This window comes from Tenggerimyces flavus (assembly GCF_016907715.1).
GTDB lineage: Bacteria > Actinomycetota > Actinomycetes > Propionibacteriales > Actinopolymorphaceae > Tenggerimyces > Tenggerimyces flavus.
In genome coordinates this window covers 5322539-5334380 of sequence record NZ_JAFBCM010000001.1, presented here as the reverse complement: position 1 = coordinate 5334380, position 11842 = coordinate 5322539, and the positions used below count along the sequence as shown (strand labels likewise).

The 11842-nt window shown below is 69.5% G+C and carries 11 protein-coding genes and 1 pseudogene; 4 read left to right on the top strand and 8 right to left on the bottom strand.

All coding sequences use genetic code 11. The annotated features are described in order from the left end of the window. Nucleotides 1-17 precede the first annotated feature (17 nt). Nucleotides 18-1181: a helix-turn-helix domain-containing protein gene (locus JOD67_RS42050; RefSeq protein ID WP_205120118.1), complete on the bottom strand. Its 1164-nt coding sequence runs from the start codon at nt 1179-1181 to the stop codon at nt 18-20. 168 nt (nt 1182-1349) lie between these two features. On the opposite strand from JOD67_RS42050, the gene JOD67_RS24955 reads away from it, so the two are divergent. Further along, complete coding sequence (locus JOD67_RS24955; RefSeq protein WP_205120117.1) at nt 1350-1649, top strand: putative quinol monooxygenase; 300 nt, start codon at nt 1350-1352, stop codon at nt 1647-1649. Between the two features lie 204 nt (nt 1650-1853). Further along, the gene (locus JOD67_RS24950) at nt 1854-2696 is read left to right on the top strand and encodes an SGNH/GDSL hydrolase family protein (protein ID WP_205120116.1); all 843 of its coding nucleotides are present in this window, start codon (nt 1854-1856) and stop codon (nt 2694-2696) included. A 100-nt stretch (nt 2697-2796) separates the two neighbouring features. Here JOD67_RS24950 and JOD67_RS24945 read toward each other — a convergent pair whose 3' ends face one another. Genes JOD67_RS24945 through JOD67_RS24925 form a run of 5 tightly spaced genes read right to left on the bottom strand, consistent with a single transcriptional unit; the run spans nt 2797 to nt 7407 of the window. Beyond that, nucleotides 2797-3531, bottom strand: a complete 735-nt coding sequence (locus JOD67_RS24945; RefSeq protein ID WP_205120115.1) for an ABC transporter ATP-binding protein — start codon at nt 3529-3531, stop codon at nt 2797-2799. Next, nucleotides 3524-4258 carry an ABC transporter ATP-binding protein gene (locus tag JOD67_RS24940; RefSeq protein WP_205120114.1) on the bottom strand — a complete coding sequence of 245 codons (735 nt, stop codon included), beginning with the start codon at nt 4256-4258 and terminating at the stop codon, nt 3524-3526. The genes JOD67_RS24945 and JOD67_RS24940 overlap by 8 nt, the downstream gene beginning before the upstream one ends. Beyond that, entirely contained in the window at nt 4255-5277 is a 1023-nt protein-coding gene (locus JOD67_RS24935) for a branched-chain amino acid ABC transporter permease (protein WP_239554036.1), read from the bottom strand. Before JOD67_RS24935 ends, JOD67_RS24940 begins: the two co-directional genes overlap by 4 nt. Beyond that, nucleotides 5261-6154 carry a branched-chain amino acid ABC transporter permease gene (locus JOD67_RS24930; RefSeq protein WP_205120113.1) on the bottom strand — a complete coding sequence of 298 codons (894 nt, stop codon included), beginning with the start codon at nt 6152-6154 and terminating at the stop codon, nt 5261-5263. Before JOD67_RS24930 ends, JOD67_RS24935 begins: the two co-directional genes overlap by 17 nt. Then, nucleotides 6151-7407, bottom strand: a complete 1257-nt coding sequence (locus JOD67_RS24925; RefSeq protein WP_205120112.1) for an amino acid ABC transporter substrate-binding protein — start codon at nt 7405-7407, stop codon at nt 6151-6153. The genes JOD67_RS24930 and JOD67_RS24925 overlap by 4 nt, the downstream gene beginning before the upstream one ends. A gap of 114 nt (nt 7408-7521) precedes the next feature. Between JOD67_RS24925 and JOD67_RS24920 the strand changes: the two genes are divergently transcribed. Both JOD67_RS24920 and JOD67_RS24915 read left to right on the top strand, forming a co-directional pair. Next, entirely contained in the window at nt 7522-8211 is a 690-nt protein-coding gene (locus JOD67_RS24920; RefSeq protein ID WP_205120111.1) for a sulfotransferase domain-containing protein, read from the top strand. 319 nt (nt 8212-8530) lie between these two features. Continuing rightward, nucleotides 8531-9514, top strand: a complete 984-nt coding sequence (locus tag JOD67_RS24915) for a phosphotransferase enzyme family protein (RefSeq protein ID WP_205120110.1) — start codon at nt 8531-8533, stop codon at nt 9512-9514. A gap of 105 nt (nt 9515-9619) precedes the next feature. Here the strand turns inward: JOD67_RS24915 and JOD67_RS24910 are convergent. Together JOD67_RS24910 and JOD67_RS24905 are read right to left on the bottom strand one after the other, a co-directional pair. Beyond that, nucleotides 9620-9916 (bottom strand): annotated as a pseudogene (locus JOD67_RS24910) (family 43 glycosylhydrolase); the annotation flags it as partial. Between the two features lie 175 nt (nt 9917-10091). Further along, nucleotides 10092-11834: an FG-GAP repeat domain-containing protein gene (locus JOD67_RS24905; RefSeq protein ID WP_205120109.1), complete on the bottom strand. Its 1743-nt coding sequence runs from the start codon at nt 11832-11834 to the stop codon at nt 10092-10094. Nucleotides 11835-11842: the final 8 nt, after the last annotated feature.

Sequence of the window (11842 nt, the reverse complement as noted above, 5' to 3'; positions counted from 1 at the left end):
GATCATGGCCGCTGGCGTTACGTGATCGACAACCCGATCGGTACCGCTGCCTGATAGCCGAGACGAGTCGCCAACGCGTGGGCCGTGGTGGGCTCGACGTCGGGGATCGACAGCAGCGACGAGATCAGCTCGTCCAGGCTGGCCGCGCCGTCGAGCCGCACCTCGCCCGCGTGTACGCGTACGGCCAACTCCCGCACCGTCGCCGGCAGTCCCAGCGCCTCCACATCGGCGCTCGCTACCACCTCGGCCGAGGGGAAGGCGTAGGCCAGACCGTGGGTCAGGCCCGGGACGAAGGTGCCCAGTGATCGCACCAAACCGCCGAGCCCGGACTGCGCCGACGACTGCACGGCCAGCAACTGCACACCCGCCTCGAACGAGCCCCAAGCCCCGGGCTGCTCCAGCCCGATGCCCGCCACCTGCGCGGCCCGCGAGACGACGTGGATAAGCCCTTCCCAGTAAGGCAGATGTGCCACCAGCACCAGATGGTCCGGGCCGCCCACGCTGAGCTCGAGTACGCCCGGCCCGCCGTCGAGCATGATCGTGCGGCGGTACGTTCCGTCCTCCACCGAGTCGACGCCCGGGATGACCCGCGCGGCGAGGAACGAGAGCGCCGCGCCGAAGTCGTACGGCTGCTCGTACGGGATCCGCAGCCCCAACCCGCCGTCCGTCAGCAGCCGGTCGTGCCGCCGGCGCCGGTCGCGCAGCTCCTTCGGCGACGAACGGAACACCTCGCGCATCGCCCGGTTGAAGTGCCGGATGCTGCCGAACCCCGACGCGAACGCGATCTGCGCGATCGACAGGTCGGAGTCGTCCAGCAGCCGGCGCGCGAAATGCGCCCGCCGCGACAGCGCGAGCTGCGTCGGCGTCACGCCGAGGTGCTCGTGGAACAGCCGGCGCAGATGCCTGGCCGAGACGCCGATCCGGTGGCCGAGCTGTTCCTCGGTCGCGTCGTCCAGTGCGCCGTCGAGGACGAGGCGTACGGCCCGGCACACCAGCTCGGGCGACGTGGGGGAGACCTCGCCAGCCACGCGGTACGGGCGGCAGCGCAGGCACGCGCGGAAGCCGGCGGCCTCGGCCGCGGCGGCGAGCTCGAACGTCGTGACGTTCTCCGCCCGAGGCCGCGCGCCGCAGCCCGGGCGGCAGTAGATGCCGGTCGTTCGGACGGCTGAGTACGTGGTCACACTGTCCGTTCTACCGGGAGCACCGACAACGGACTAGCCGGATTCGGACCTCGCGTTCGGTAGGTCCGAATCCGTCCACTGCAGGACCAGATCCGGCCAGACCCGAGACCGCCGAAGTCGAAGGATGGGACTCGTTCGATCCCCCCGATGAATGAGGAGAAACACCCCATGTTGGTGAAGGTCTTCCCGATCGAGCTCAAGCCCGGCCGCCAAGCTGCGATGGAGGAGCTCGTCCGCGAGTTCGCGCCGATCGGGCCTGGTCAGGAGCCGGGAACGGTGTCGTTCCGCGTGTACCGGGACAAGAACCGGCCCGACTACCTGCTGTTCGTCGAGCACTTCGCCGACCAGGCCGCCTACGACGCGCACACGACCTCGGAGGTCTACAACAAGCTGATCGCGGGCCAGTTCGCGAACGAGATCGTCGAGTTCGTCGAGCTCGACCACGAGCTGGTCGCCAGCCACCTCTGAGCAGCGGGCGGCGCTCGCCCGTGATCATGTACGTGATCATGAAGCCAAACTGGTCGTATACGCCGGGTTCGCTTTCATGATCACGTACATGATCACCGCGCAGGCGGTTAAGACGGGCATGCCAACTCACGGTCGGCCATTGACCGGTTGCTGAGGGTGGGCGTAGCCTCCCGCGTTACCGACGAGTAACGCGGGAGGCTGCCCATGAGGATTCGTGTGGCGCTGGTGGCGCTGAGCACGACGGTTGGACTGCTGGCCGCCCCCGCGGTCGCGCAGGCGGACGAACCGGTCGAGTACGTCGCCCTCGGCGACTCCTACGCGGCAGGCTCCGGCGTGCTGCCGATCGTCAAGAACCGCAACCCGCTCTGCCTGCAGTCGAGCCGCAACTACCCGCACGTCCTCGCGGCGAGCATCGGCGCGAACCTCGACGACCGGACCTGTGGCGGCGCGGCGACCAACGACTTCAATGAGGCGCAGTACCCCGGCACTCCCGCCCAGCTCAACGCCGTCGACGAAGCGACCGACCTGATCACGATCAGCATCGGCGGCAACGACGGCGGGCTGTTCGGCACGGCGATCCAGGAGTGCGCGCTCGCCGGCCTGTCCACCGGCGGCTTCGGCAACCCGTGCGAACGCAAGTACGGCAGCAAGTACCTCGACATCATCGACACGATCGTCTACCCGAACGTCAAGCAGGCCTTGCAGCTCACCAAGGACAAAGGCCCGAACGCGCGCATCGTCGTCGTTGGCTACCCGTGGATCATGCCCGCAACCAGGGGCTGCTTCCCGCTGATGCCAGTCGCACGCGGCGACGTCCCGTACGTCCGCGCGCTGCAAGCGAGGCTGCACGACCGCATCGCCCAGGCCAGCAGCGAAGAAGGCGTCGAGTACGTCGACCTCGAGCAGGCCTCGGAGGGCAAGGACACCTGCGGCTCGATCAAGACCCGCTGGGTCGAGCCCGTCCTCGGCGGCACCAACCCGGTCATCGTCCACCCCAACGCCCGCGGCGAAGCCGGCATGGCCGCCGTCGTCCAGGCAACCCTCTAACCCCCGAGCACCCCGCTAGCCTTCCCCCAAGTGTGGGGTTCTGGTACAGACACGCCGGCGTGTCGGTACCAGAACCCCACACTTTGGGGGGGATGGGGGGCTACGAGGGGTGGGGGGTGCCGCCGAGGTAGAGGGCGGCGAGCTTGGGGTCGGCGAGCAGCGAACGGGCTGGCCCCGAGATGTGTACGCGCCCGAGGTCCAACACACAGCCGACGTCGGCCAGCTCCAGCGCGCGCCGGGCGTTCTGCTCGACGAGCAGCACCGCCAGCCCCAAGGACCGCATCCGCCCGATCTGCTCGAAGACCACCGCCGTCGTCTTCGGGTCCAGGCCCATCGACGGCTCGTCCAGCAGGATCACCGCGGGCTCGAGCATCAACGCGCGGGCGAACTCGACCTGCTTCTGCTGCCCACCCGACAACAACCCCGCCGGCGACCTCCAGCGCTCGCCGACCACCGGGAAGATCTCCCGCACCCGCGCGCAACGCGAAGCCACCAAAGACGAGTCCCGCACGGTGTAAGCACCGAGCCGAACGTTCTCCTCGACCGTCATCTCCGGAAACACGCTGTGCCCCTGCAGCACGTGCGCGACGCCCCTGGCCAGCAGGCGTTGCGGACCGAGCCGCGTGACGTCCTCGCCGCTCAGCACGAGCGACCCGGAACGTGGCGGGAGCAGCCCGCTCGCGACCTTCAGCACGGTCGACTTGCCCGCGCCGTTCGGCCCGACCAGGCACACGATCGACCCCGCCGCCACGTCGACCGACAGGCCGCGCAGCACCGGCGCCGCCCGGCCGTAGCCGGCGACCACGTCGCGCACGCTGAACAGAGGATCAGACACCGAGGTACGCCTCCAACACGCGCTGGTCCGACCGGACCTCGGACGGCGTCCCGGCGGCGATCGGAGAGCCTCGGTCGAACACCACGATGTGGTCGCAGAGACTCATCACCAGTTCCATGTTGTGCTCGACGACGAGGAACGTCCGCCCCTCCCGAACGTTGAGCTCGCGCACGAGATCGGCGATCCGCTCCGTCAAGGCGGGGTTGACGCCGCCGGCGGGCTCGTCGAGCAGGACGAGAGCGGGCTCGGCCATCAGCGCAGCGGCGAGCTCGAGCAGCTTCTGCTGGCCGAACGACAGATCGCGAGCCTCGGCACGTTCCAGATGGTCGAGTCCGACCCGCGCCAGCCACTCCCGCGCCCGCAGGACATCGGCTCGACCGGCCACGCCACCGAGCAGCTCGCGGAGCCGCGTACGCCGCACAGCGACGAGCATGTTCTCCAGCACAGACATCCGCGGAAACACCCGGCACAGCTGGAACGTCCGGCCGAGCCCGGCGTGCGCGATCCGGTGCGGCGACCAGCGCGTGACGTCCGTGCTGTCGATCAGCACCCGACCCGAGTCCGGACGGATCATTCCCGTGACCAGGTTGAAGAACGTGGTCTTGCCGGACCCGTTCGGCCCGATCAGCCCGTTCACCTTGCCGTCCAGGAACGCGACACTGACGTCGGAGACCGCGACCACCCCGCCGAACGAACGGGTCAGTCCCCGCGTGGAGAGCGTGGTCACCGGCGCACCTCCCGCAGCTCCTCCTGCGACTGCTCGCGGATCGACGTCGCCGCCGGCCGGAACCGACGCACCAGCCCACGAACGGCAGGGATGATGCCGTCCGGCATGAACAGCACGACGATCGCCAGCAGCAACCCGGACGCCACGATGTGCGCCTGCGTCTCGCCGAACGCGATCAGGAAATACTCGCCAGCGGGCACGACGATGAACGCGCCCAGGGTCGGACCGAGCAGGTGTCGCGCGCCGCCGAGCAGCGCCATCAGCACCAGGTTCGCGCCGACGATGATCGAGAACACGAAGATCGGGTCGAGGTTGCCGAACCAGATGCCGTACAGCCCGCCCGCCAGCGCCGTGAAGAACGCGGACAGGCCGAAGACGAACACCTTGTAGGCCGCGGTGGGGACGCCGAGCGCTTCGGCCTTGTCCTCGTCCTCGCGGATCGCCTTGAGCCCGGCCCCGAAGCGCGAACGGTCGATCACCCACCAGGTCAGCAACACGACGCCCAGCAGGGCGAGGAACAGGTAGAAGAACACGAGGTGGTTGGACGTACGGTCCAGACTCTCCAACAGGGCTGGGACTCTGAGGCCGCTCGATCCTCCGGTGAGTCCGCGGGCGCTCTGCGCGATCAGGTTCATCATCGCGACGAGCGCGATCGACACGATGACGAACGAGGCGCCGCGGACGCGCACGGCCGCGATGCCGACCAGAGCGGCGAACACGGCAGTGAGCAGCGCCGCGCCGAGCAGCGCGACGACGTGGGGGAGTCGCAGCTCGATCACGCCGAGCGCGGTCGCGTACGCGCCGATGCCGAAGAACGCGGCGTGACCGAGCGAGACGTAGCCGGTGAACCCGCCGACGAGACTCCACGAGGTCGAGAGCGCCGCGTACATGAGCACGAGCACACCGGCGTACCGGAAGTAGCTGTTCGGCATCAGCCACGGGAACGCGAGCAGGACGGCGGCGCCGGCGACGAACAGCAGCCTGCGCAGCAGAACAGCCCGGTCAGAATCGTTCGGCAAGGCGACCTCCGAACAGACCCTGCGGACGCAGCAGCAACGTCGCGAACAGGAACAGGTAGAACAGCAGCGCGGCCGGCGTTGCCCCGGCCGTCACGAGCACGACACCTTCGACGACACCGAGCAGCAGCGCCGCGATCGCCGCGCCCTGGATGCTGCCGAGCCCACCGACGACGATGATCGCCATCAGCTTGCCGATCCACCCCCAGTGCGCGGCGGGGAAGAACGTCGTGATCAACGCGAGCACCGCGCCACCGATCGCGGCGGTCGCGAGGCCGAGCCCGAACCCGATGCCTGTCACGCGCTCGGTGTCGATGCCAACGAGGCGGGCCGCCGTACGGTGCTGGATCGTCGCCCGGAGCGCCCGGCCGAACCGCGTCGCGCGCAGCAGGAGGAAGAGCGCCGCGAGCGTGACCGCCGCGATGCCGAAGCCGATCAGCCGGTCGACCGGGAACGACACACCGAACATCCGGAGCGAGCTCGACGCGTAGTCGACCGTGACCGAACGGTACGAGCCGGTCGCGACGACGCCGAGGCCGCCCTCGATCAACAAGGCAAGGGCGAACGTGAGCAGCACCGACATCGTCGCCAGCGACTCCGGAGCGAGCCGAGCGACGAGGAGCCGTTGAATCCCTATGCCCAGCAGGAAGAACACCGGCGCCGTGATGAACATCGTCAGCAGCGGGTCCATGCCGGTGGTGACGTGTAGGAAGTACGTCCCGTACGCCGCCAGGAACAGGAACGCGGGGTGCGCCACCATCACGATGCGCATCACGCCGAAGTAGAGCGTGAGCCCCGACGACAGCAGCGCGTAGAGACCGCCGGTGAGCACGCCGAGCGCCAAGCCCTGGGCGAGCAGGCTCGCCGAGGGGAGTGTCACCAGGTCGCCTTCGGGAACCGGAGCTCCTTCGTCTGGACCTCCGAGTCCGGCAGCACGATCTCGATCTTGCCGTCCTGCCACTGCTGGATCATGTGCGCGGCCAGCGGGCGGCCGTCCTTGTCGAACTTCAGCGGACCGACGATCGTGTCGAACTCGTTCGCCCGAATGTGGTCGGCAAGCTTGCCTTGACACGCCTCGCCCTGCTCGGCGCAGCCGACGGCCTCGACCGCCGCGGCCACGATCTGCCCCACGGTGTAGCCGTTCGCCGCGTCCTCGTTGGGCTCGGCCTTGAACAGCTTCTTGTACCGGTCGACGAACTCCTGGTTGCCGCTGAAGCCGGACTCCGCCGCCCATCCCGTCGGCGACAGGATGTCGTTGCTTCCGCCCTTCACAGCCTCGTCGAACTCGGGCAGCGTCGGACCGGTCGAGAACGCGGCGAGCTTGGGCTGGTAGCCGAGCTCCTGGAACGCGCGGACCAGACCCACGGAGTCCTCGAACTGCGTACCGCCGACGAAGATGTCGGCCTTCTTGTCCGCGATGCGCGCGGCGATCGCGGCGAAGTCGGTGTTCTCGGGCGGGTAGACCTCGTTGATCACGGTCTTGATGCCGGCCTTCTCGAGGTTCTCCTTGAGCCCGTACGCCGTGCCCTGGGCGAACGGGTCGTCGAGCGACGCGTACGCGGCGGTCTTCGGGCGTTGGTCTGCCGGCAGCTTGGTGATCCACTCGGCCAGGTAGTCGTAGTGGTCGCTCGCGATCGCGGGCGCGGCGTAGAACAGGTACGTGAAGCCCTGCTCGAAGACCTCCGGCGCGGCGCCGGCCGGCTCGACGAACAGCATGTCGTACTGCTCGGCCACCTTGGCGGCAGGGATCACGAGGCGGCTGGAGAACGGCCCGAAGACGAGGTCGACCTTGTCGCGGGTGATCAGGCTCTCGTAGTCGGAGACCACGCGGTTCGGGTCGGAGGCGTCGTCGCGGAAGATCAGCTCGACCTTGCGGCCGTCGAGGCCGCCCTCGGCGTTGACGGCGTCCGCCCAGGTCTCGTAGCCCCGCCGGATGCCGGAGCCGGGTTCGGAGAAGTCGCCGCTGAGGGGGAGGGAGATCCCGATGCGCACCGGGTCGCCGGACGGCGTGGCGCCGGTCGTCGCCTGCGGGTTGTCGGACTCACCGCCGCCGGCGGTGGGGTCCTCCGGCGTACCGCCGCACCCCGCGAGCAGGACAACAGCGAGGAGCAAGGGGCCAACGACCTGACGCATGCTGCCTCCCGTGGGCCGTCCGCGATCTGGTGGAGGCAGGCTACTGGCCGGAGCGGGTTTGGGAAAGCGCTCTCACGGTGGTGCGTTGTCGGCGCTCGCCGGTACGGTCTGCGGATGATCACCTGGGTGGCGTCGTATCCGCGTTCGGGTAACACGTTCCTGCGCATCGTGCTGCGGCGCGTCTACGAGCTGGAGACCGCGGTCGTCTACGACGTCGACGGTGTGGCCGAGCGGATCGGCAAGGCCCTGGTGGGATATCGGGATCTGGCGGCCGACTACGAGGAGCTTCGGAGCTCGCCGGAGCTGCATCTGGTCAAGACCCACAACCAGCGGCGAGATCCCGTACAGAAAGGGGATCCGGCGATCTGTCTCGTGCGCGACGGGCGCGACTCGATCGTGTCGTACGCGCGGCTTCGCGTCGAGGAGTGCGGTGGCCGGTTCGAGGACGAGGTGCGCGCGGCGATCCTCCGCCCGGCCGAGTCGGGCGTCGGCGGTTGGGGCCGGAACGTCCTGAGCTGGTTGGCCGATCCCGATCCGGCGCATGCCGTGCTGCGGTACGAGGACCTCGTCGCCTCGCCGCTGACCTCGGTGGGTGCGACCCTCGACCGGCTCGGCCTGGACGTCAAGCCGGCGGACGACGCGACGGTGCCGACGTTCGCCGAGCTCCAGCGGACCGACTCCGGCTTCTTCCGCCGCGGCCGCACCGGGAGCCATCGCGACGAGCTGCCGGACGAGCTGCACGAGCTGTTCTGGTCGGTGCCGGACAACCGCGCGGCGATGGAGCTGCTGGGCTACCTGCCCTAGCCTCGGGACTTCAGGTGGGTGGGCGACAGTGGCCTGGGAAAGCCGGACGTGCCCGTCCTGCTGGGCACACTTGGGGTGGCGACGTCTCGAGTGATCCGAGCGGGAAAGCTACTCCGTAGGTGAAGCGTCGTGGTCGCCTTACCCGGCCAGTGACCGCTCTACCTGGCGTCCACCCCACGTAAAGCGGCCAATGACCATGTAAACATGATCATTGGCCCAGGGTGGGCCGGACCGGTCGAACCCACCGCCGGACGAAAGATCGAAGCTAAAGGGCAAAATCGCCTGGCGACGAACGAGGCGTCGGCGCTACGTTGCGCGGATGCCCGAACTGGTGTCCAAGCGCGCGCAGGTCGCGCGCATCCGCCGCCTTGCCGTGCGGGCGCTCGCGGCCTATCCGATCGACGAGCCACGCCTGACGTTCATCGCGCACGGCGAGAACACCACGTTCCGGGTCGACTCCGGAGATACCCGATTCCTGCTGCGCGTCCACCGGCCGAACCGGCACGGCCCTGGCGTCGACTCGCGGGTCGCGGTCGGGTCGGAGCTGGACTGGCTGGCCGCCCTGCAAGCAGAGACAGAGCTGAGCGTCCCGACGCCGATCCGGGCTCGCGACGGACAGTGGACCGCCGTCGCCAACGACCGAGTCTGCTCGCTCCTCGGCTGGCAGAACGGACGCATGCAGGCGTCGCACCCGCGGGCCGTGCACTTCCGCCGGGTGGGCGGCATCCTCGCCCGCCTGCACGAGCACGCTTCGGCCTGGACCCCGCCCTCCGGCTTCGTCCGCATGCGGTGGGACTGGGAGACGTTCTTCGGCAACACCATGGAGTACGGCGGGGTGTCCGCGGCTGGGTGCTGGGACCTACTGCCGGCGCCGGTGCGGACGCAGTTCGACGAGGTCGCGCGCCGGATGCGTACGGTCGTGGCGGAGGTCGGGTCAGGGCCGGACGCGTTCGGCCTGATCCATGCCGACCTGCATCTGGAGAACGCGCTGTTCGACGGCGACGCGGTCCGGCTGATCGACTTCGACGACTGCGGATTCGGCTACTGGCTCTACGACCTCGCGGTTCCCCTGTGGGACAACTGCTGGCGGGACGACTACCCGGAGTTCCGTACGGCGCTGCTCGAGGGCTACCGCGAACGCCGCGCGCTGCCCGAGCTGACGCACCTGGACGACTTCATCGCCACTCGGTTCGTGTCCTTCGGCCTGTGGTTCGCCGGCATGGCCCAGGTCAACCCGGCGATGGCGGGCGACCTGGACAAGACGATGGGCTGGATAAAGCGGTCCCTCGACGACCTCCTCTAGAGCAGAAACGTCCGCACGGGGTCGGTGAAGCCGGCCCCGATGACGACCGAGGTGCCGTACGATGTCGGGCGCCTCGATGACCTCGGTCCCGTTGCGGGTGAGCATCGCGTACCGCGGGCCGGTCAGCGTGCGGCCGTTGTTCGTCGTCTGCTGCACCCACAGCGTGTTCGGCAGCCCGATCCGGTTGCCGTCGTTCTTCCACGTCAGCCAGCGCGTGCCGTTGGCGTCGAGGTGCGTGTTGGCGTCGATCGAGCCGCCGAGGTCCGACTGGCAGATCAGCGGGCCGCTGCCTTGCGGGAGGAACGGGCCGGTGGGGCTGCTCGCGACCGCGACGCCGATGCACTCCTTGTTGATCGAGGGGTTGAGCGCTGTGTAGGTCGGCGTGATCGTGCCGTCGGGGTTGGGGAAGACGTCCGGTGCCCAGGTGGCGCCGTCAGCGGCCCAGCTTCGGGACTTCCGGGACGGGTGCGGCGGTGGCGTGCGCGGCTGGCGCGGTCGAGAGGGTGAGAGCCAACGCGGCGGTGAAGGTCACGAGCAACTTCGGCATGGCGCGATCTCCTCACTGGTGGGAAATGCGTCAGAACAGAACGGTTGATGCGGTGGGCCAGCTCGCGCCGGCGGGGTGGTTGGCCGGCCAGGGGTTGGCGGTGGTCGAGCCGTTGTGCGGGTGGATCCAGACCGTGCCGTCGGCGTCGACCGCGACGAGCTCCGGCAGGTCGGTCCCCTCGACATCGGCCACGGCGAGGGTGCGGGTCGTACGCCAGTCGCCCGCGACACGGATGGGCGCCGACGAGGAGCCGGTGGGGTAGATCCACAGCGAGCCGTCGCGTTCCCGGTCGACGAGGTCGTTCGACCCGTCCCCGTTCACGTCGGCGAGCGCGAGCGACGCGGCGGTCTGCCAGCCGGACCCGGCCCACTGCCTGGTGCTCAGCCAGGGGTTGCCGGTCGTCGTGCCCGTGTGCGGGTAGATCCACAGGTCACCGGCGCGGTCGCGCAGCAGGATGTCCCGCCGGCCGTCGCCGGTGAGGTCGCCGAGCTGCAGCTCCACCGCGAGGTTCCAGCCGGTGCCCGCGAGCACCCGCGGCAGCGTCCACGGATTCGCACTGGACGATCCGTCGTGCGGGTAGATCCACAGCGCGCCGTCGGCATCGCCCGGGTCGCGTGCGACGAGGTCGGGCCGGTGGTCGCCGGTGACGTCGCCGAGCAGCAGCTGGTTCTCGTACGTCCACCCCGCGCCGGCACTGATCCGCTGGGTCCACGGCGTGGCGCTCGCGTCGTTCGGATGCACCCAGAGATCGCCGGCTCGCAGCCGCGCGAGCAGGTCGGATCGCCCGTCCCCGTTGACATCCGCGACCACGAACGTGTTCGCGATGCTGTTCCAACCGGTGCCCGCCGCGTAGCGGGGGACCGTGAACGGATTGCCCGTCGCGGCACCACTGCTCGGATAGACGAACAGCGTCCCGGACGCGTCGATCGCCAGCAGGTCGTTGTGCCCGTCGGCGTTGGCGTCGCCGACCAGCAGGGTCTTCGCGAGGTCCCAGCCGCTGCCGGCGGCGAACCTCGACGTGTACGGGTTGCCGTTCGTCACGCCGTTGTGCGGGTAGATCCACAGGCCGGACGAGCTGTCGCGGAGGAGTGAGTCGGGCAGCCCGTCGCCGGTGACGTCGGCGAGCAGGACGACGTTGCCGATGTTCCAGCCCGTTCCGGCCCAGAGCCTGGTGCTCGCCGTCCACGGGTTGCTCGTCGACGATCCGTTGTGCGGGTAGATCCACCTTGTCCCGTTGGCACTTCCCTGCTCGCGCGTGACGAGATCGAGCCGCCCGTCGCCGTTCATGTCGCCGAGCTGGAGCAGACCGTGCGCGTTCCAGCCCGTTCCGGCCTGGAAGCGCGTCGTCCACGGGTTGCCGGTCGCGGCGCCGTTGTGCGGGTAGATCCACAGCGTGCCGTTGCCCGCGAACGGGTCGCGGGCGACGAGGTCGAGGCGGCCGTCGCCCGTGATATCGCCGAGCAGCAGCGCGTCCGCGAAGTCCCACGCGCCGCCGAGCGAGGTCGGCGTCGCCCACGGGTTGCCGGTGGTCGCGCCGTCGTGGACGAACGCGCGCAGCGTCCCGCTCCACGCTCCGGGGTCGCGAACGACGGCGTCGGCGAGCCCGTCGCCGGTCACGTCGTCGCTGGATGCCGTTGCCAGTAAGGACATCCGGTGCGTGTGCGGCAGCTCGAGCCGCCGCTCGTTCTTGCCCTTACTCGCGCCGGCCAGTGCCGGCGTTGCGGTGAGACAGACGATCGCGAGTGCGACCGCGACAGCTCCGCGTGGCGTCATCGCGTACC

Bases quoted from the DNA above. Each gene is read 5' to 3' on its own strand.
- JOD67_RS24955 (WP_205120117.1), top strand. From the start codon at position 1,350: ATGTTGGTGAAGGTCTTCCCGATCGAGCTCAAGCCCGGCCGCCAAGCT.
- JOD67_RS24950 (WP_205120116.1), top strand. From the start codon at position 1,854: ATGAGGATTCGTGTGGCGCTGGTGGCGCTGAGCACGACGGTTGGACTG.
- JOD67_RS24925 (WP_205120112.1), bottom strand. From the start codon at position 7,407: ATGCGTCAGGTCGTTGGCCCCTTGCTCCTCGCTGTTGTCCTGCTCGCG.
- JOD67_RS24920 (WP_205120111.1), top strand. From the start codon at position 7,522: ATGATCACCTGGGTGGCGTCGTATCCGCGTTCGGGTAACACGTTCCTG.
- JOD67_RS24915 (WP_205120110.1), top strand. From the start codon at position 8,531: ATGCCCGAACTGGTGTCCAAGCGCGCGCAGGTCGCGCGCATCCGCCGC.
- JOD67_RS24905 (WP_205120109.1), bottom strand. From the start codon at position 11,834: ATGACGCCACGCGGAGCTGTCGCGGTCGCACTCGCGATCGTCTGTCTC.